The organism is Pinibacter soli (assembly GCF_029961145.1).
In the GTDB taxonomy this organism is placed as follows: Bacteria; Bacteroidota; Bacteroidia; order Chitinophagales; family Chitinophagaceae; genus Pinibacter; species Pinibacter soli.
On sequence record NZ_JASBRG010000008.1, the window covers coordinates 117,326 to 138,890 of the forward strand.

The 21,565-nt window shown below is 41.2% G+C and carries 12 protein-coding genes; 11 read left to right on the forward strand and 1 reads right to left on the reverse strand.

The features are described 5' to 3' along the window. Positions 1–66: 66 nt before the first annotated feature. Positions 67–564 (reverse strand): hypothetical protein, encoded by a 498-nt coding sequence (locus QJ048_RS22990; RefSeq protein ID WP_282336813.1) that lies wholly within the window; start codon positions 562–564, stop codon positions 67–69. 172 nt (positions 565–736) lie between these two features. Between QJ048_RS22990 and QJ048_RS22995 the strand changes: the two genes are divergently transcribed. The 11 genes from QJ048_RS22995 (at position 737) to rpoC (ending at position 21,441) form a co-directional block, all read left to right on the forward strand. Next, the gene (locus QJ048_RS22995; protein ID WP_282336814.1) at positions 737–1,273 is read left to right on the forward strand and encodes an RNA polymerase sigma factor; all 537 of its coding nucleotides are present in this window, start codon (positions 737–739) and stop codon (positions 1,271–1,273) included. Positions 1,274–1,378: 105 nt separating this feature from the next. Beyond that, complete coding sequence (locus QJ048_RS23000) at positions 1,379–2,545, forward strand: FecR family protein (RefSeq protein ID WP_282336815.1); 1,167 nt, start codon at positions 1,379–1,381, stop codon at positions 2,543–2,545. 374 nt (positions 2,546–2,919) lie between these two features. Further along, a complete protein-coding gene (locus QJ048_RS23005) occupies positions 2,920–6,603 on the forward strand; it encodes a SusC/RagA family TonB-linked outer membrane protein (protein WP_282336817.1) in 3,684 nt (1,227 codons plus the stop codon). An 87-nt stretch (positions 6,604–6,690) separates the two neighbouring features. Next, positions 6,691–8,205, forward strand: coding sequence for a RagB/SusD family nutrient uptake outer membrane protein (locus tag QJ048_RS23010; RefSeq protein ID WP_282336819.1), 1,515 nt, complete (start codon positions 6,691–6,693; stop codon positions 8,203–8,205). Positions 8,206–8,349: 144 nt separating this feature from the next. Then, positions 8,350–9,201: a zinc-binding metallopeptidase gene (locus QJ048_RS23015; protein ID WP_282336821.1), complete on the forward strand. Its 852-nt coding sequence runs from the start codon at positions 8,350–8,352 to the stop codon at positions 9,199–9,201. Between the two features lie 60 nt (positions 9,202–9,261). After that, positions 9,262–10,620, forward strand: a complete 1,359-nt coding sequence (locus tag QJ048_RS23020; protein WP_282336823.1) for a DUF4302 domain-containing protein — start codon at positions 9,262–9,264, stop codon at positions 10,618–10,620. Between the two features lie 61 nt (positions 10,621–10,681). Next, a complete protein-coding gene (locus QJ048_RS23025; RefSeq protein WP_282336824.1) occupies positions 10,682–12,958 on the forward strand; it encodes an MBG domain-containing protein in 2,277 nt (758 codons plus the stop codon). 22 nt (positions 12,959–12,980) lie between these two features. Then, positions 12,981–14,099 carry a type IX secretion system outer membrane channel protein PorV gene (porV, locus tag QJ048_RS23030; RefSeq protein ID WP_282336825.1) on the forward strand — a complete coding sequence of 373 codons (1,119 nt, stop codon included), beginning with the start codon at positions 12,981–12,983 and terminating at the stop codon, positions 14,097–14,099. Between the two features lie 38 nt (positions 14,100–14,137). Next, positions 14,138–15,925, forward strand: coding sequence for an immunoglobulin domain-containing protein (locus QJ048_RS23035; protein ID WP_282336826.1), 1,788 nt, complete (start codon positions 14,138–14,140; stop codon positions 15,923–15,925). 32 nt (positions 15,926–15,957) lie between these two features. Then, positions 15,958–16,701, forward strand: coding sequence for a hypothetical protein (locus tag QJ048_RS23040; protein WP_282336827.1), 744 nt, complete (start codon positions 15,958–15,960; stop codon positions 16,699–16,701). 447 nt (positions 16,702–17,148) lie between these two features. Further along, positions 17,149–21,441, forward strand: coding sequence for a DNA-directed RNA polymerase subunit beta' (gene rpoC / locus QJ048_RS23045; protein ID WP_282336828.1), 4,293 nt, complete (start codon positions 17,149–17,151; stop codon positions 21,439–21,441). The last annotated feature ends 124 nt before the right edge of the window (positions 21,442–21,565 follow it).

Genomic DNA, 21,565 nt, shown 5'->3' on the forward strand with positions numbered 1-21,565 from the left:
TAGTGGCCTTAGTGTCTTAGTGGTAAACCTCGCACTTCGACCTCAATGACAGATAGACTTAAACAATTACTGTTTCTCCACATACATTTCCCCGTCAGTAATGCTCACTGCACTCGTTCCGTTGTACGCTTTTGCGCTAAAGGAGCCTTTGATCGCTTTGTTGGTAATTTCAGTTATCTCGAGTTTTACGAATTCATCCGTGTTGTGAGGAAGATTTGAAGTAGCGTATTTTTTGCCATCCTTATCGTAGTAGCTGAAATTTAATGTTGTCGTGAACTTGGGCACATCAGCAGGATTAATATGTGCAACATTGGCGCCGTTCAATGCGAACTCAATATTGTCAGGTGTTGCTTCTAATGCTGAATCTAGTAGAGACGCACGGAAAAAGTTAATGCCGACATTTTGCGGAACGCTATATTGAAAAGTGGCCTGGTAATTAAAGTTTTGCTGCTCACCATTTACCTTGAAATTGATATGATAAGCTGACGAACCGGAATCGTTATTTTTTTTGCAGCCTGCAAAGATTAATAAAGCCAGGCAGCATACTGCTGTTATAAACTTCATAGACGGTTGTTAGAGTTTGTGAGTTCTTAAAAATAGTGAATAATTCTACTTTTCAACTATGCAAAAAGGAGAGTTCACGATAAGGTAAAAAGATGTTCTCTAAAAAAAGTTCCACTGCATTTAAAAATTACTGGGAAAATCTGTTTTAATTTGTTCAATACCTAAGCTAGGCATGAGTAATTTTGGCGACCATTTAATACTGCAATTGATCAAGGAAGGGCAGATTGAAGGATACCGGGCATTATTTGCCAGGTATTACAAGCCGTTATGCATGCAAGCCTATTTACTGCTTAAGAACAATGAGGACGCTGAAGATGTGGTACAATCGACTTTCATTTATTTGTGGAACAATAAGAAATTCGAAAATATTGAGACCTCATTATCAGCCTACCTGGGAACTTCCGTACGGCACGCCTGCCTGAGCCATTTGCGCAAATCGAGAAGGGAGCAGGAAGGAATGGACGATTACCTTACCTTAAATGCATCCTCCGATCATCATGATGTAGAATACATGGATGAAGTGTTTAAAAAAATGGAGGGTGAAATAGAACAATTGCCCACACAGTGCAAGCAGATCTTTCAGCTGGTATACTTTGAAAAGAAGAGTTACCAGGAAGCGGCGGATGTTTTGGGCGTGTCAATTAACACAGTAAAAACACAATTGAAGATTGCCATGAGCCGTTTACGGGAGGCCATGAAGGGACAATAAATTGATATCGGGCGAACAAAGCATTGATTTGAAAAAAATGTTTAAAAAACATAGAAATCCTTTCACCTGATTTTTGAAAAAAACACTCTATACATAAATGAACTTATGCCATTTGATCAAGACCATATAGAACAACTCATCGTCCAGAAGCTTATGGGAGAAATTACTCCGCAGGAAAATGATGAATTGGAGCTGCTGATACAGGAAAACGAATCGGCGAAAGCACTATGGCTCGACATGAAGAATGCGCATGATCTTTTTTCTGCCGGCACAGCCGCCAATGACTTTGATGACAAGAAAGCCTGGGAAAAAATAGAAAGTCAACTGATAATTTCTCCAACTATAAGCGTTCAGAAAGGGTCGTCTACTTTTTTTACAAGAAAAAAATCGCTCGTTTTTGCCGCATTATTTTTTGTAATAGCTGTTGGCGGAGCTGTGTTGCTGTTTAATAAAAAGGAAAAGCATCCGGCACTGGCGTACAAAGGCGTCGTGTTGAGAATGTCCAACGGAAAAGCCATTGAAATTCCGAGCGGCGAACAGGAAATGAATGTGGAGCAGTCAGGTTCAGATGCTTCTTTTAGGCTGACAGACGGGAGCATTTTAACATCTGCCAGTAAGGAAAAGCTCAACAAAGACGAATACAATACTATATACGTTCCTGCGGGAAAGGATTACCACATGGTGCTTCCCGATGGATCTGAGGTGTGGTTGAATGCACTAACAGAATTCAGGTTTCCATTATCTTTTTCAGGCGATACCAGAACGGTTTCTATCAAAGGTGAAGGATTTTTTAAAGTGACTCATCAGAGCAGCAGACCGTTTATTGTGAAAAGTCCTGAGATGAACGTAAAAGTTTTGGGAACAGAATTCAATATCATATGCTACGAAGACGAACCTGAAAAAACTTCTTTGGTAACCGGAAAGGTTGCATTGCAGGCGCATAACGGTAAGGATACTGTGCTTATTCCTGGTAAAGAAGCAACGATCGATAACGGTAAATTTCAAATTGCAGATTTTGAAGAAGATGTTACCCTGTCGTGGTTAAAAGGCATCTATGTATTTAACAACCAGGATTTGCGTCACTTGCAATCCATCATAAAAAGATGGTACAATATGGAAGTGGTAATTGAAGAGGAAACCCTTGCTAATAAAAGGTTTACAGGCACTGTTGAAAAAAATAAACCGATCGAGGAATTTCTCAATTCCCTTACAAAAAGTTCCGATTTAAAATTCCATGTGAAGAACCAGCAGGTGGTTTTTCATTCAAAATAATTGATCGTAGGGACGCATGACAATGCGTCTCCTGAAATTCGGGCTGCGTCGTCATCCAACGAACCTTGCACCGACATTCATGCGTGCCAATCCTAATAAATTGCACTGGTCATTTGGGTGTTACGGAGACGCATTATCATGCGTCTCTACGGGCGTAACATGCCAACCCAATCCTTAACCTGTTTATCCATCAGCCTTCAGGCAATTTTCAATTTTCAACCTTCATTTTCCATTCTCAAAACGTCCCCGCAAAGGCCATCACATTGCCCGCAAAATAATTTTTTAAAAAAACTTAACTTTTTCTTCACCCGTTCGAAAGGAAACTGATTCTAATAGTGTTGAATAGATTTTAAAACCAAAGTTTTTCAACTGCTATGATGAGAATTATGAAGAATGGGCTTCTTCGTGTTAATAACAGAAAGGCGTTGTTAGTTTTTAGCTTGTCATTTCTTTTATGTCTATCTCAGGCTTTATTTGCTCATCCTGAGCAGGAGTATAAAGTAACGATCGTTGCACGCAACATACCTATTTCCAAAGTATTTAAAGAAATACAGAAACAAACGGGGTTGTATGCATTTTACAACAATGATCTGCTGAACGACAGGGAAATGATCAGCGTAGATATTAAAGGCATGCAGATTGAAAATGCCATGAAGGTTATTTTGAAAGGAAAAAATTTGTCTTTCACCATAACTGGAAGCAACATCATTATCTCAAAAGACAAAAGCATTGCACCCATTGAACATTTGATTGTGTCGGAAGAACATTCAACCGACACAATCATTCTTAAAAAAATTGCCGGAAAGGTTACAAGCGCTGAAGACAATTCTCCGCTTTCTTTTGCGTCAGTAACAATCCTTCATTCCAAAAGAGGAACCAACACAAATAATCTTGGTGAGTTTACGCTGGAAGTAAAGCCCGGCGACACTTTGCGTGTAAGCTACGCCGGCAAGGCTAGCAAAACAATTGCTGTAAGTCGCCAATCTTATTTCAACATTTCACTTGTTACAGCTGATGAAACGCTGGCTCCTGAGGTTGTAGTAACAGGGTTTCAAAAAATTGATAAAAGAAAATTTACAGGCTCTGCAGCCAAAGTAAAAATGGATGACATCAAACAGGAAGGCGTTATGGATGTTGCAAGAATGCTTGAAGGTCGTGTTGCAGGGGTAACTGTAGAAAACGTATCCGGTACCTTTGGTACAGCTCCGAAGATTCGTATCCGCGGAGCTACCTCTATTAATGGCTCTAATAAACCTCTATGGGTGGTTGATGGCATCGTGCTGGAAGACATCGTGAATGTCACAAACGATCAGCTTTCCAGCGGTGATGCCACAACCATGTTGGGCTCTTCTGTTGCAGGCATCAATACCAATGATATTGAATCGTTGGACATCCTTAGAGATGCGTCTGCTACTGCGTTGTATGGCGCACGTGCGATGAACGGAGTAATCGTTATCACAACGAAGAAAGGTAAATCTGGGAAAACACAGATCAACTACAGTGGCACATTCTCCAGCATTTTAAAACCCAATTACAACAAGTTCAACATCATGAACTCTGCTCAGCAAATGAGCGTAGATCTTGAGTTGGCGCAAAAAGGCTGGTTGAATTTTTCTGATGTATCGCGCAATTCAACTGGAGGTGTGTTTGCAAAAGCCGCAGATCTTGTGAGCAAATGGGATAAAACAGAAGGCAAGTTTGGTTTGGACAATAATGTTGATAGTCTCGCAGAATTTTACAGACGCTATGGTTTGGCAAATACAGATTGGTTCGATGTTTTGTTTAGAAATTCATTTGCGCAGGAGCACAACCTTAGCTTATCGTTTGGTACAGATAAATCACAATCGTATTTCTCTACCAACTTTTACCAGGACAATGGCTGGACGATCGGTGATCGTGTTAACCGCTATACTGCTAACTTTCACAATACATACAATGCAAGCGATTGCTTAACACTGGGCTTCTTGACCAATGCGTCTTACAGACAGCAAATGGCTCCAGGTACGGTTGACAGAACGAGCAATAAAGTGAGCGGTGGTTTCGATAGAGATTTTGATATCAATCCATTCAACTATGCTTTGACCACCAGCCGCATTATTACTCCATATGATGAAAATGGTAACCTTGAATATTTCAGAAGAAATTTTGCTCCATTCAATATTGTAAATGAATTGCAAAACAACACGCTGGATGTAAACGTGCTGGATGCAAAATTACAAGGCGATCTGGGCTACAAAATTTCAAAAGATTTAAAGTTTGATTTTACCGGGGCGATCCGTTTGGTGCAATCTTCACTGGAGCACCAGATCACTGAAAATTCAAACATGGCGCAGGCTTACCGCGCTGCGGATAATTCTTTTATCAGAGAGAACAACAAATTCCTATACCGCGATCCTGAGCATCCAGATGATGAGCCGCAAGTGGTTTTGCCAAAGGGTGGTTTTTACAACCGTACAGACAACAGGATGCTGAACTGGAGCATTAGAAATCTATTGACCTACACCAAAGATTTCAACCGCAATAACTCTTTGAATTTAATGGGCGGTATGGAGATCAAGGCTACAGACAGACGTGTTTCCAATAATACAGGATACGGTTATCAATACAACAGCGGTGGTATTCCATTTGTTGATTACAGAGCGCTGAAACAATTGCTGGAAGCCAACTTTAACTACTATGGCCTTGCAAATACACGTGACCGCTTTGTGGCATTCTTTGGAAACGGTAGCTATACTTATAAAGGTCGTTACACATTGAACGGAACAGTGAGAGAAGATGGTTCCAATGGCCTTGGTAAATCAACCCAATCAAGATGGTTGCCAACATGGACGGTAGGTGGCGGATGGAATGTCTTTAATGAGCCGCTTATCCACGATTTCCTTGCAAACAATAAAGTTAACCGCGTTAACCTTAGAGGTAGCTACGGTTTGAGTGCAGACTTCGGTCCGGCGAATAACTCTTCTGTTATTCTGAGCATGGAAACAACTAAAAGACCAACACTTCCAGAGCAGGAGTCAGGCATGGATCTCGTGAGTTTAGAGAACAAAGATCTTACATGGGAGAAAAAATATGAAGGGAACGTTGGGATTGATTTAGGTTTCTTCAAAGACAGATTAACATTGGTTACCGATGTATACAGAAGAAACAGCTTTGATCTTATCAGCCTTATCCCTACGGCAGGTGTAGGCGGACAAGTGTATAAAGCTGCAAACTATGCTGACATGGAATCTCACGGTGTGGAGTTTACATTGGGAGGTAAGATCATTGTGCAAAAAGCATTTACATGGGGCGCGAACCTTACGTTTGGATACAACATCACAAAAATTACCAATATCAAAAGTTTGAGCCAGATTGCAGATTTGGTAGCTCCACAAGGTGGTTCTTCTCTTGGTTATCCTGTGCGTGCTATTTTCTCTATACCATTTAAAGGATTGGATCATTACAGTGGCGTTCCGTTGTTTACAGACCAAACCGGTAACACAAACACAGATGTGTTCCTGCAAAGCAGCAACACAAGCAATCTTAAATATGAAGGCTCAGCAGATCCTTTATACACGGGCGGTTTGTCAAACATATTCACTTACAAAAGCCTTTCATTGAATATTCTGTTCGTTTACCAGGCTGGTAACAAGGTGCGTTTATCGCCAGTGTTTGGTGCCTCCTACAGCGACATGAATGCAATGCCAAAAGATTTCATCAATCGTTGGGAAGCGCCGGGCGATGAAACGAAAACAACTATTCCATCCATCAGTGATTCGCGTGTTGTGTATTTCCTTGGAAGTTCATCACCATACGGCAACTACAATTATTCCGATGTGCGAGTAGCGAGAGGAAGCTTTGTGAGATTGAAAACAGTGGCACTGACATATTCTTTGCCGGGACACCTTACAAAATCAATCGGCATCAACAACTCATCATTAACATTTACGGGTAACAACCTTTGGTTAATGTTTGCCGACAAGAAGCTGAAAGGACAAGACCCTGAGTTTGCTAACTCTGGTGGTGTAGGATCTCCGGTGTTTACACAGCTTTCACTAGCATTAAAAATTGGGTTCTAAAAATAAATTGTTGCCAGTTGCCGGTTACCAGTTGCCGGCAACAGGCAATTTGATAACTGGTGAAATGAATTTTTGATAATAACGAGCATGAAAAAGTCTATAAATATTGCGCTTATCGTGTTGAGTGTTGTTGGGTTATTCGGTTGTAAAAAGTTTTTATCTGAACTGCCTGATAACCGTGTGGATATGGACAATCCATCAAACATCACGGTTGATAACATTTCAGCGATATTGGTAAATGCTTATCCAAAAGCCAACTACATGGGCTTTTGCGAAGCAATGTCTGATAACGTAGATGACAAGCTGGGCGGCAGTTTGGTGTTGTCAAATTTTTATCCGTATCAGTATGCAGATGCGAATAACAACCATACTCAGGATATGCCCACGACTTATTGGGATGAGAGTTACAAAGCAATCGCTTTGTGTAACCAGGCTTTAGAAGCAATTGGCAAGGCAACGAATCCTAAAGTTTTAAACGCACAAAAAGGAGAAGCATTGGTGGCAAGAGCATATGCTCACTTTATGTTGGTGAACCTTTTCGCAAAAACATATGACCCGGCAACAGCGAGTACAGATCCGGGGATTCCTTACGTAACAAAACCTGAAACGGTTGTATTTGGTCAATACACCAGAGGCACGGTTGCTTCTACGTACGACTCCATCAGAAATGATTTGCTGACGGGTATGTCGTTGATAAGTGATGATTCTTATACCGTTCCTAAATATCATTTTACAAAAGCAGCGACAAATGCATTTGCTACGCGTTTCTATTTGTATAAGCAACAGTATGACAGCGCCGTGGTTTTTGCATCGAAAGTTTTCCCGAGCGGTGACTTTGCTTCCAATATGCGTCCGTGGTTAACAACGTACAGAACGCTTACTTATTATGCGCTTCAGCAACAGTATACACAGATCGATCAAAAGGCAAACCTATTATTGGTAGAAACATTGTCTAACTGGGCGAACGGTTTTTATGGCTATCGTTTTGGTTTCACCTCTGCATTGCAAACTTCAATTTTAGGTAAAAATGTTGCCAATGGTACCTATGCTTACATGGTGTATGGAAATGCACAAGTGCTTAATATTCCAAAGTTCTATCCGCATTTTGTTCAGGGTGGCTTGAATGCCAACACAGGTTACTATTATACCACCATTCCATTGTTTACAACAGAAGAAGTATTGCTTAACAGGGCAGAAGCGTATGCAAAGCAACAGAAGTATGGTCTTGCTTTGGCAGATCTTAACACGTTTGCAAGCCAGCGCATTTTCAATGGTTACGACGCCAATGGAAATATTATTCCTTACGATCCTGCAAAGAATACTATCACTATCGATTCAGTAAATAAATATTATACAACCGGCGATCTTCAAACAAAAGTTATCAATGCTGTTTTGGATTTCAAACGTGCAGAGTTTCTTTTCGAAGGTTCTAGGTGGTTTGATATTCTTCGCTATAAGAAAGAAGTGAAGCATAAATACATGGTAAGCAACAATGCATCCGATTCTACGGTATTAAAAGTAGATGATAAACGCAGATTGATTCAATTGCCGGATGCCGCAGCGTTGTCTGGTTTGGCACTAAACCCAAGAGACTCATCTTAACGGAAAGTGTTTGTTTCCCAAAAATATTTTGAAAGAATAGAAAACAAAATTTTCACAACGCAAAGATGAAGTAAAAGTTGAATGACCAAGAAACATCTGCGTAAATCTGCTCAATCAGCGTCATCTGCGTGCCATCAAAAAAATATGAAACTGAATAGAATAATAACATTGTTAATGCTGGTGATCATGGCCGTTTCTTGCGGCAAGAAAGAGGATCTTGCATCTGAGCTTCCTCCTATTAAAACACCGGACGAGCAACCTTTGCCACAAGATATCTGGATCAGGGATTCGCTGACCATTCCTTACAACATTGCTGTAAAATACAAATGGGATGCGTTGGAACTTGATCTGTATAAAACACTCGTTCCTCCTTACGAATCGCAGATTGTACCATCATTAAAAATCGTAAAACAGGTTTGGATTGATACCTACGTTGCACAAGCAGGAAATGATTTCTTCAAATCGCTTTGTCCAAAACAATTCTTATTGGTGGGCAGTGCTAATTATGAAACAGATGGCAGTGTAATTCTTGGTACAGCGGAAGCAGGACGTAAAGTGGTTTTGTACAACATCAATAATCTTACAACAACAAAGCCTGCAACAGTAACAAAACTGATGCATGTTATTGAGCACGAGTTTACGCACATCCTGCATATGAATGTAAGATACCCTACAGAGTTTAAAACATTGACACCGGTTTATACCAGCACGTGGACAAACTTCACTGCGGATCAGGCGAACGCACAAGGGTTCATTACACCGTATGCCATGAACTCTTCCGACGAAGATTTTGCAGAAATGGTTTCTACAATGGTAACTACCAGCAAACAGGAATGGGATCGTATGATCAATGGCATTACATCGCCAACCGGCCGTGCTGCATTAAGAGCAAAAGAAAACATTGTAGTAAACTATTTCAACGATATCTACAATATCGACTTCTACGCTTTGCAAGCGAGAACGGTAGAGGCAATACAATACGTAACATCACATTAATACAAACAAAAAAATTTAAGGTTTGAAATCGTTATTCAAATCTCAAATCTAGATCTCAATATGAAGCTAACCAATTCTATATTATACGTCGTCGTAGCACTGATGTTGTTCAGCGGTTGTAAAAAAGATTATGACAAATCTGTTTTTGAGCAGCTTCCGCAGGAGCGTTCTGCAGAAATGTTGAAAGATTATAAAACGATACTTACGTCTGCTCCTTATGGATGGCAGGCATATGTATATCCGGGCTCTGGTAATCTTGCCAGCACCTTTTTGTTCAAATTCGATAGTACGAACAGAGTGATCACCAATTGTGATTTGGCTGGCTCGACTATTACCACGCCGGTGGAAAGCAGTTACAGTTTACGTGCATTGCAAATGACCACATTGGTCTTTGATACCTATTCTTATTTGCACTTACTCGCAGATCCTGATCCAAATGTAATCGGTGGAACTTCAGGACAGGGATTGTATTCAGACTATGAATTTTATTTCATGAAAGTCTCTGATAATAAAGACACGATTTGGATGGAAGGCGCACAAAAAGGCATGCCTTTAACATTGGTAAAGGTCACAGATGATAACAGAGGCGATGTAGAACAAGGATTTGATCAGGATGGCGGAAAGAAGATGGCGGACATGCAAACCCGTATACAATCCTATTTGCCGCAGGCTATGTTCTTTAACATGAAAATGCAGGATGGTAAACAAATGAGTCTGAGTTACGCCGGTGGAAGTGCAATGTACTTCCGCTATCAGAACGATACAACGGGCAAATTAGTGAACCAGGGAACGCTATTCAGCTATACTGCAAAAGGCATTCACTTCCGCGATACGATCTGGTATAAAAAATATCCGTTTACAGATTTGATCTGGAACCAGGGAACAAACAATGGTTTCTACATTGATGGCATTTATAACAACTCACAAATATCAAACACGCCAGACTTCCCATTGTCTGCATTGTTTGGAAATGGATTTACAGGATTGTTTCAGCCATCAGGCTATCCTGACCAAAGCGCTACTGCTATTTCAACTTCTTATAAAAACCTGATCAAAACAATAAATGATTCGGTTAACGGGAGAGGCTACACTTTCCGTGAAATGGATTATTTATTCAGCCCGTCAAAAAAAGAAATGACCATTTACGTGTCGTTAGGAAAAGGTGGCCAGGCTTTCTACGGAACATACACTTACAACTTCGCGCTTGCAAATGACGGGAAGACATACACGTTTACTTATCTAAAGCAGGATCCAGGAGGAGAGAACCTTCGATATGCAATGAATCCTCTGCTTAAATATTTTGAAAGTGGAAGCAAACAGTTAACGCTGGATTATTATCAATCGCCTTCATACGGCATGCTGGGACAGTTTAAAAGTCTCGATGATCCAAATTTCTTTTTTGTAGTAATACCATTCTAAAAAGTTGCAGATGATCGACGCGGAAATGTTTCGGTCATCTGTTCTAAATAAAATATTTTAAATGAAACTGAAGAATCTGTTTATAGTTGGTGCTGTTGCAATGTTGTTGTTTGTTGAAAAAGCAACGGCACAGTGGACAAGTGAAGCTTCAATTAATACACAAACGACCCTGGCGCCACTATCCCTTACAGACAAGCCCGATATTGCTTCATCGCAAAAGGACGGTAGCTTTTTTGTTCGCTGGGTGCAAACTGATCCGCAGGGCAGGTATGGTTATGCAATGTTTGTGCAAAAAATAGATAAAAAAGGAAACAGGCTTTGGGGTGATATAGGAATAAAGATAGACACACTGGTAGGTTCCGCAAGATATAGAGATGGAATGACTGTTGACAAAAACGGTAACCTGATTGTTGCAACACAAAATGCCCGGGTTAGTCAATACAGACAATTTCCTGTTATTTATAAAATTGATGGAACAACGGGACAAATGGTCTGGGCCACCAAAATTGACTCAGCTGCAGCAAACGACTATCAGGCGCTTTCACCCACCGTAGCGGTTACTAATTCAAATGATATAATAGTAACCTGGAACCATGGCATCTTGGTAGGGCAAAGCACACGTGATGGAGTGTACATGCAAAAAATAAGTGGTGCCGATGGTAGCTTTATGTGGCCGTCACGCATTGTTATCCAGGATAACATTGCTATGATGAGCTTATTTCCCCAGCCGATAGTTATAAGCAACAGCAGCTTTATAGTTACCTGGGAACATAGACCTGCAGGCAGTGCCGGATCAACACCGTTTAACCTTGCGGCCCAAAAATACAAAATAGCAGATGGTGCAAGCGTGTGGAGCACAGCTACAGAACTCTCTCCCAACAATCCAACCGTACCCGGTGGCCCATCAAAGTATTATAACGATAACCGAGGTGGGGTCATTGTAAGTTATATGAAAGGCGGTTCCAGAGGCGGAGAGATCTATGCACAAAGAATTGATACAGCAACTGGTGCAAATAAATGGGGAGCGGATTCAAAACTTGTTGCAAAAAATACGCTTGGCTCAACCAGCAGTGATGCAGGTACCGCTTACGATACTGTAACAAATAAATTGTGGTTTGCAGTTATGGACGATGTGCCCAATGGGGGACTAAATGGGAATAAAGTCTATCTCCAGGGTTTAGATTTAAGCGGTAAACTGTTATATGGCGACAGTTCCACGGGCCCTGAAATATTACCATTAAGTAATGGATCGGCCCAGACCTATCCGCAAGCCATAGGCATGAGAAATACGGGTGATGGCTTGATAGTGGTATATGCAGAAGGAGTGCAACCGGCAAGAACTTCAGTAAAAGCGATAAAAGTAGATTATACGGCCAAAAGAGCATGGACAATGGGAGATTCTATTATCACCGTGTCCACAGTTAATGGAATTGCCAGCGGGGTGCTCAGCGATTATATGCCGGCAGATAGTCAGTTGGTTATTGCAATGGCAACAAGCAAAACATCTGCAAACTTTCAGCTTGTTCAAAATATTAAAAACAGCAAGGTTACAGGCGGTACGCTAGGCAACGGTACATTAAGACAAACGATAGATTTTGATACTGCCACATTATACATTACTTATGGCGATGCAGTTCCTTTCCTTGGTGGTACTTCCAACACGGGCATATTACCGGAATACATTGTTGACAATACAGACATCGCTGTAGTTGATGATAACAATAAAATTGACGTACTAACAGCAGGCACTTTTCATGTACGGGCTTATTTCCCCGGAACAGATGTATATGTTTCAAAAACAAGCTTGCCGAAAACAATTGTGGTAAGAAAAAGACAAATGACCATTATCGCCGAAAACAAATCCATCGAATATGGTCATGATATACCACAGTTAACAATGACGTTCCATGATTTTGTAAAGGGTGATGATGTAATGAGTTTTACAAAACTGCCAACCATCGTTACACCTGCCGTAGCAAAATCGCCAATAGGCATATACCCGATTACGCTACAAGGTGGTGTGTCTTCAAAATATGAACCCGTGTTGGTAAATGGAACATTCACTATTTATCCTGACAGAGGTTCGGATAAAGACAAACTGGAAGCATACTGCAGCAGCACAAGCACATTGCAGGTTAATATCTATTCAACAACACAACAAAGCGGCGTATTGCAATTGATAGATATGTCGGGAAAAATGTTGTGGTCACAACAAGTAGAGGTGCCTAACTCAATTACAAATTTCCAGATTCCAATTTACACGTTGGCTCCGGCAGTGTACGTAGTAAGGTTTGCAGGAAAAACAACATTGCTGGACCAAAAAGTGAAAATTAAATAAGTCTATTTCTCAAGTATATTTTATGAATTATATACACGCAAAATTATTCAGAAGGTTATTGATCGTTGCAGGAATATTGTCTGCAAACAATATGATGTCATTTGCTCAAACACCCGTGCAGGTAACCACAACAGCAGTTCCGTTTCTGCAGATAACACCGGACACACGTGCCGGTGGCATGGGCAACATGGGCATCGCGACAAGCGCAGATGCGGATGCGATGTTTCACAATTTGTCCAAATCAGTTTTCAATGAAGACAAAGGAAACATTTCACTCAACTATACTCCCTGGTTAAGAAATGCTACCTCAGGAATTTCTTTTGTAAGTGCGGCAGGCAATCGCAAACTTGATGACAACCAATCTGTATCTGCTTCGTTGCGCTACTTCAATATGGGAGATGTTCCTGTTTCTGATTATAGTGGTAAAAAACTCGGCATCTACAGGCCAAATGAATTTGCAGTTGATCTCGGTTATTCAAGAAAGCTTTCAGAAAAATTTTCTATAGGAATCGCCGCACGCTACATCTATTCAAAACTGGCAGATGGTTCTGTGAACGGTGTTAACTACACAGCCGGAAATGCTTTTGCAGGAGACATCTCTGCTTTTTATAATGGTATAGATAAAGAAGGAAATGGTTTTACCGCAGGCGTAGCATTGTCAAATCTCGGTTCAAGAATTGGCTACACAAGCAACAGCAATGAAAAAGCATTCATTCCTGCCAACGCAGGTATCGGCGCTGCGTACACGAAAACATTTGATGAGCAAAACAAAATAACATTTGGTATTGAAGCCAATAAGTTATTAGTACCTGCAGCACCGGTTACAGAAGCAGAAATGCAGGATTACTACACTACAGGAGTAATGCAAAGCTGGTCACAGTCTTTTGGAAACACGGCGTATAAACTGGGAGCAGGCATGGAATATTCTTATAACAACGTATTTAACCTCAGAGCCGGTTACACGTTCGACGGTGATGACATTGGCAACAGCAAATACATAACAGCAGGAGCAGGGCTAAAATACGATGCGTTTGAATTGAATTTTGCTTACCTCGTTCCTTCCGGCGCTACTAAAGCACAAAGCGCAATGGCCAATACACTTCGCTTCGGATTGGTCTATCATCTTACTGAAAAAAAGTAAACATCAAATAAACAATCAAACCTAAACAAACGAACATCATGAGAGGATTCATTCTAAAAAAATGCGAACTGCCTTTGGTGACAGGGGCATTGTTAAGCCTGCTCTCAGTGAGTCAGGCGAAAGCGCAGCACCCTGTATTAAGTGCGGCGGGTCAACCAACTATTACTTCTTATAGCGCTACTGAAGGTGCATCAGTACCATTTGGTACCATTTTCATAAAAATTGGAAGCAACCAGGCTAATATTACAAATAAGGTAATGGACACTGCCACCAATATTGCAACACCTGCAAAAGCAATGTATCAATGGTATAAAAAAGGCGCTCCCGGAGCTCCCGATACTTCTATTACCGGTGGATTTGCTACCAGTGTTAATATCTCATTTTCAGTTGTTCCAGTTAAACCGTGGACCGCGGGTGATTATTATTGCAAGGTTAGATTTTTTGACGGCAATCTCTTGCCTAGCCTCGGGCCAAGTTCAAACTTTGCTGATTTTTTTGCACCCGGAGTAACATATATGGACTCTCTTGTTTCCAACTCCGTAAGTGTAACTGTTACTGCTGCGACCGCAGCTCCCTCTAAGCCTGTTTTAAGGTATGGTACAGCCGGAGGAAATTCTCCCCTGATTCCTGCTAACGGCGATCAAACGGTAGTAGTAGGAACAAGTCCGACAATACAGGCACAGGCTGCTACAGGTGTTTCTACAGCTATATGGCATAAAATAGGCGGCGGTACAATTACAGACGGTGCAACAGGAAATATTACTACAAGTTATGGTGTAAGTGGCGGTGTATCAAATCTTGTTTTTAATCCTGTAATGGTAACAGATTCCGGTTGGTACTATTGTGAATTAAAAAATAGTGTTGGAACTACTTTGAGTGATACTTTCCATCTAACTGTTGTTTCAAGTACTGCGGTGCCAACATTTACAAATATTAATGGCAGTGTGGCTCCCGATTCTGCTATTACCTATTACGATACACTTTTCTATAAATCTTCAATAGATTTCATGTCGATTGGAGGTGCAAAGAATACCGCATCTTACACATGGTATTATGGTAAAACAGCAACAGGGACATTCACATCTTTAGCAAGTTTGGGCGGCAATGCGTCAGTACTAAAGCCTGCATCTCCTTTATATTGGGGATATCCAAACTATATGGATTCTGGTTATTATTATTGCGTTCTTTCAAATGGCGGATCGCCGGCAATAACAATAAAAACTAATCTGATACATATTGCAGTAATTGACCCAGCTGTAACAAAAACGGCGACTATTGTAACTGACCCTCAGAATGTAACAATTGCAGAAGCTGACACTTTAAAATTAAGTGTAGTTGCTAAGGTGGTAAAGGCGTATAACAATGACGGTTATCAGTGGTATGCAAACGGAAACGTTGTACCTGGACAGAATAGTGCAACCCTCTCATTACCACTAACTGCTATAAGCGATACAGGTTCTTATTACTGTAGAGTTCGTAATGAAGTAGATTCAGCAGTATCTGGTATTGCGAAAGTAACAATGACAAGAGAGCCAATCCCAATGTTTGCTAACCTTAAAGATGTATATGATGGCGTGACAAATATTGTTTCTCCGCAGATGAAATTGATCCTTAAGGGCGAATTGAGTGAAACCCTTACAAACTGGCAAATAATTGACAGTAAAGGAAATATTGTTACACCTCAAATGGACCAAATTGCTAATAGGCAAACACATCGCCTCTATGCAAATGGTGTTAGTTCGCCACTGCCTGCAGGTAAATACACGATGCGTGTGTCAAAAGCAGACGGAACATTAGTGGTTGAAAAAACAGTGGAAATAAAATAATATTCATTCAACTAACTCAAACAAAGCTTTATATGAAACTTAAAAATATTTTCGCTGGAGCACTTGCTTTTTGCATAGCAGCTGCAACGATCACATCTTGCAATAAAAAAGAAAATCCGGCGCCGCTGCCTGTTAATCCAACGTTGTCCAAAACGAGCATTGCAATGGAAATCAACAGCACTGATTCAATTACCATTAGCGGTGGGAAAGCGCCGTACACTATTACAGTGTCCGACAATACAAAACTTACCGCCACATTGTCCGATAACAAAATAATATTAACAACAAACAGCAAAACGGCATCTTCCTCTGCGCCTATTACTATTACAGTTACAGGTGTTGATAAAGGTGTTTCAATAGCTACAATTACCATCGGCGATCCTTATGTGGATGCAAAGGCAAATAGCAAATTCCGTTTCGAACAAAGCGGTGCATCAGCCCTGGCTACAATCATATCAAACGACAGCCTCATCGCAGGATTTGGCTACAATCATGTTTACCGTGACAATGGTAAAATGTTTGGCTCAACAAAAGCAAAGTATGGCTGGGCTTCCGGCGACGGCAAAAACTTCCTTTTCCTGGAAGTAAACGGAGATGTGAAGGCGCTCGGCCAAAAATCAGGCAGCAGACTATATGTGAGAAAAAACGGCAGTGCCCCAGCATGGGTTGACTGCAGCAAAACAGAAGTTATTCAGTCTGCCTCTGGTATCACCTGGATCACTTTCCAGCTACAAGATGGTACAAAAGGGCTGGTAGTACAGCCTTGGATACAGTAGCAATTAGTAGTTAGGAATTAGAAATTAGGAGTCAGCAATGCTCCATTCTTTAGCGGAATGTAATCACCAAAATCTTTGGTTAAGGATACAGTGGTAATTATCAATTCGTTACGCAAGATAAATTTCTAATTCCTAACTCCCAATTCCTAATTTCTTTTCATGCCAAGTGGGCAGGTAAGGATAAATAGTAAAGTCGCCAATCAGGACTCCTGAACCGTGGAGTGTTACAATTTCTATTGAAACATTTCTAGTATTGGTACTTTAAACTATAATCCCTACCTTTGCCCACTATTTATTTTGGGTTTAATGGGTAAGTTTTCCTCGGATTTACTGATAAAGTATTGATTTTGAAGCTAATTTGATTATATCAAATTGGTTATCAGTATTTTATTGTACGAGGAAAAAGCTGTTAAATCAAGAACATAAACACAATCTGCAGATTAATTTATGGCTATTAAAAAAGAAAATCGTCCCAGGGCTACGTTCTCCAAAATCACAATTGGCCTTGCCTCTCCGGATTCTATTCTTGAAAGAAGTTATGGTGAAGTGCTGAAGCCTGAAACTATTAACTACCGTACGTACAAACCAGAAAGAGATGGTTTGTTCTGCGAAAGAATTTTCGGGCCGGTGAAAGATTACGAATGTGCGTGCGGTAAGTACAAACGCATTCGTTACAAGGGAATCGTATGCGACCGTTGCGGCGTAGAAGTGACCGAAAAGAAAGTGCGTCGTGAGCGCATGGGCCACATTAAATTGGTGGTACCTGTTGTTCACATTTGGTATTTTAAAAGCCTCCCTAATAAAATTGGTTACCTGCTCGGTATGAGCTCCAAGAAATTGGAAACCATTGTTTACTACGAGCGCTTCGTGGTAATTCAGCCAGGTATCCGCGCAGACAAAGGTCAAAACTACGGTGACCTGTTAACTGAAGAAGAATATCTGGAAATCCTTGATACTCTTCCAAAAGATAACCAGTATCTGCCAGATGACGATCCAAACAAATTCATCGCGAAAATGGGAGCGGAAGCCGTTCACGATCTGTTGCAAAGAATAGATCTTGACCAATTGTCTTTCGATCTTCGTAACGCTGCGGCTAACGAAACTTCTCAACAACGTAAAGCAGACGCCTTAAAACGTTTGAGCGTGGTAGAAGCTTTCCGTGATGCAAACACAAGAATCACTAACCGTCCTGAGTGGATGGTGATGCAATACATTCCTGTTATTCCACCGGAATTACGTCCGTTGGTTCCACTGGATGGCGGTCGTTTCGCATCTTCTGATCTGAATGACCTTTATCGTCGTGTGATCATCCGTAACAACCGTTTGAAACGTTTATTAGAGATTAAAGCTCCTGAAGTAATCTTACGTAACGAAAAACGTATGTTACAGGAAGCGATCGACTCATTGTTTGACAACAGCCGTAAATCAAATGCGGTAAAAGCAGAAGGTGGACGTGCATTGAAATCTTTGAGCGATGTATTGAAAGGTAAACAAGGTCGTTTCCGTCAAAACTTGCTTGGTAAACGTGTTGACTACTCTGGTCGTTCTGTAATCGTTGTAGGACCTGAGCTTAAAATACATGAGTGCGGTCTTCCAAAAGACATGGCAGCGGAATTGTTCAAACCATTTATCATCCGCAAGCTGATTGAAAGAGGTATTGTAAAAACTGTTAAGAGTGCCCGCAAACTGGTAGATAAAAAAGAAGCTATCATTTGGGACATTCTTGAAAACATATTGAAAGGACACCCGGTAATGCTAAACCGTGCCCCAACACTGCACCGTTTGTCAATCCAGGCGTTCCAGCCAAAATTGGTTGAAGGTAAAGCGATCCAATTGCACCCTCTCGTAACATCAGCGTTCAACGCCGATTTCGATGGTGACCAGATGGCGGTTCACGTTCCATTGAGCAACGCCGCAGTACTGGAAGCGCAATTGTTGATGCTTTCTTCACACAACATTCTTAACCCGCAAAACGGTACGCCGATCACCCTTCCTTCTCAGGACATGGTACTCGGTCTCTACTACATCACTAAGGGTAAAAGAACCAACGATAAAGAAACATTACGCGGTGAAGGCATGGCGTTCTATTCTGCAGACGAGGTAATCATTGCTTACAATGAAAACCGCATTGACCTGCATGCATGGATCAAAGTGAAATCAAACGTGCGTAATGCAAACGGAGAGCTGGAAAAGAAACTGATTGAAACTACAGTAGGTCGTATCTTGTTCAACCAGTTTGTTCCTGTAGAAGTTGGTTTCATCAACGCATTGCTGACTAAAAAGTCTTTGCGTGAAATCATCGGTGATATCATTGAAATCACCAACGTTCCAAAAACAGCTAAATTCCTTGATGATATCAAGCAACTTGGTTTCCGTATGGCGTTCCGCGGTGGATTGTCGTTCAACCCGCAGGATTTGATCATTCCGGATGCAAAAGAAGAATTGCTTGAACAGGCTAAAGTTGAAGTTGACGAAGTTTGGGATAACTACAACATGGGTCTTATCACAAACAACGAGCGTTATAACCAAATAGTAGATATCTGGTCAAGAGTAGATACGCGTATCACAGAAACATTGATACGCGAAATGCAGAATGATAAACAAGGGTTCAACTCAGTTTACATGATGCTTGACTCAGGTGCCCGTGGTTCTAAACAACAGGTAAAACAGCTTGCAGGTATCAGAGGTTTGATGGCAAAACCAAGAAAATCAGGCTCTACAGGTTCTGAGATCATTGAGAACCCGATCCTTTCAAACTTTAAAGGCGGTCTGAACGTATTGGATTACTTCATCTCTACGCACGGTGCCCGTAAAGGTCTTGCCGATACAGCGTTGAAAACAGCCGATGCAGGTTACTTGACACGTCGTCTGGTTGACGTTGCACAGGATGTTGTAATAACAGAAGAAGATTGTGGAACATTGCGTGGTATCGCTACTTCAGCATTGAAAGATAACGAAGACGTAATCGAACCACTAAGCGATAGAATTGAAGGTCGTACTTCATTGCACAATGTATACCATCCTACAACAGAAGAACTGATTGCTGAAGCAGGTAGAGAAATTACTGCTTCTGTTGCGAAAAAAATAGAAGAAGTAGGTATTGAAACTGTTGAGATCCGTTCTGTGTTGACTTGCGAAAGCAAACGCGGATGTTGCGTTAAGTGTTACGGTAAAAACCTTGCAACAGGTTACCTGGCACAAAAAGGTGACGCAGTTGGTATCATCGCTGCTCAGTCAATCGGTGAGCCTGGTACACAGTTGACACTTCGTACCTTCCACGTGGGTGGTGTTGCCGGTTCTGCATCAGTAGAATCTACATTACCTGCAAAATTCGATGGTACTATCCAGTTCGACGGTTTGCGTACTGTAACTACAGAAAACAAAGAAGGCGAAAAAGTACAATTGGTAATCGGCCGTACAGGTGAGGTTCGTATCATGGATGTTAAGAACGATCGTCTGTTGATCACAAGTAACGTGCCTTATGGTGCTACCTTGTTGGTAAAAGATGGTCAGAAAATTGCCAAAGGCGAACCAATCTGCTCATGGGATCCATATAATAACGTAATCGTTTCTGAGATCAATGGATCTGTGAAATTTGATAATGTTCTTGAAGGTTTCACTTACCGTGAAGAAGCGGATGAGCAAACAGGTCACCGCGAGAAAGTGGTTATCGAATCAAAAGATAAAACGAAGCTTCCTTCTATCGGAATTGACGGAAAAGAATTCAAATCATACAACTTGCCTGTTGGATCTCACATCGTAATCGACGAAGGTGAAGAAGTAAAAGCAGGTCAGGTGTTGGTGAAAATTCCTCGTGTATTGGGTAAATTGAGAGATATCACGGGTGGTCTGCCACGTGTAACTGAGTTGTTTGAAGCTCGTAACCCGGCAAACCCTGCAGTAGTATCCGAAATTGATGGTGTGGTTTCATTTGGTAACATCAAACGTGGTAACCGCGAAATGATCGTGGAAGCAAGAGACGGTGTTGTTAAAAAATACCTTGTACCTCTTACACGTCAGATCCTTGCACAAGATGGTGACTTCGTAAAAGCAGGTACTCCATTGTCTGATGGTCAGGTCGCTCCTTACGATATCTTAAATATCAAAGGACCTTACGCAGTACAAGAATACGTTGTAAACGAAATTCAAGAAGTTTACCGTTTACAAGGTGTACGTATCAACGATAAACACATCGAGGTTATCGTACGTCAAATGATGCGTAAAGTAACCATCGTTGATCCGGGGGATACTAAATTCCTTGAAGACGATACTGAAGATAAATTTGACTTTATGACTGAGAACGACTGGATCTTCGATAAGAAAGTCGTTACAGAACCAGGTGAAAGCACTAAGCTGAGAGCCGGTCAAATTGTTAGCCTGCGTGATGTAAGAGAAGAGAACTCTATCTTGCGTCGTTCAGATAAAAAACTGGTTGAATTCCGTGATGCTAATCCTGCAACATCTCAACCGTTGTTGTTGGGTATCACAAAAGCATCGTTGGGTGTACAAAGCTGGATCTCAGCAGCGTCCTTCCAGGAAACAACCAAAGTATTGTCATCAGCAGCGATCATGGGTAAAACCGATGATATGCTTGGCCTGAAAGAAAACGTAATCACCGGACACGCAATTCCTGCGGGTACTGGTCTGCGTGACTTTGAAAACATGATCGTTGGCAGCAAGGAAGAATATGAATTGCTGCAAACTACTCGTGAAGCCATGACTTTTGACGACGAAGAATAATTATTAAGTTCTTTATAGTTTTTTAAAAGGTAGGAAGTGTTAAAACTTCCTACCTTTTTTTGGTAGATGACTGCTGAATTATATGTTTGCTATGTGAAACGGCGGTAATATTTACAGAAAGGCC

Excerpts from the sequence above, each read along its gene's own strand:
- QJ048_RS22990 (WP_282336813.1), bottom strand. The coding sequence starts at position 564 with ATGAAGTTTATAACAGCAGTATGCTGCCTGGCTTTATTAATCTTTGCA.
- QJ048_RS22995 (WP_282336814.1), top strand. The coding sequence starts at position 737 with ATGAGTAATTTTGGCGACCATTTAATACTGCAATTGATCAAGGAAGGG.
- QJ048_RS23000 (WP_282336815.1), top strand. The coding sequence starts at position 1,379 with ATGCCATTTGATCAAGACCATATAGAACAACTCATCGTCCAGAAGCTT.
- QJ048_RS23005 (WP_282336817.1), top strand. The coding sequence starts at position 2,920 with ATGATGAGAATTATGAAGAATGGGCTTCTTCGTGTTAATAACAGAAAG.
- QJ048_RS23010 (WP_282336819.1), top strand. The coding sequence starts at position 6,691 with ATGAAAAAGTCTATAAATATTGCGCTTATCGTGTTGAGTGTTGTTGGG.
- QJ048_RS23015 (WP_282336821.1), top strand. The coding sequence starts at position 8,350 with ATGAAACTGAATAGAATAATAACATTGTTAATGCTGGTGATCATGGCC.
- QJ048_RS23020 (WP_282336823.1), top strand. The coding sequence starts at position 9,262 with ATGAAGCTAACCAATTCTATATTATACGTCGTCGTAGCACTGATGTTG.
- QJ048_RS23025 (WP_282336824.1), top strand. The coding sequence starts at position 10,682 with ATGAAACTGAAGAATCTGTTTATAGTTGGTGCTGTTGCAATGTTGTTG.
- porV (WP_282336825.1), top strand. The coding sequence starts at position 12,981 with ATGAATTATATACACGCAAAATTATTCAGAAGGTTATTGATCGTTGCA.
- QJ048_RS23035 (WP_282336826.1), top strand. The coding sequence starts at position 14,138 with ATGAGAGGATTCATTCTAAAAAAATGCGAACTGCCTTTGGTGACAGGG.
- QJ048_RS23040 (WP_282336827.1), top strand. The coding sequence starts at position 15,958 with ATGAAACTTAAAAATATTTTCGCTGGAGCACTTGCTTTTTGCATAGCA.
- rpoC (WP_282336828.1), top strand. The coding sequence starts at position 17,149 with ATGGCTATTAAAAAAGAAAATCGTCCCAGGGCTACGTTCTCCAAAATC.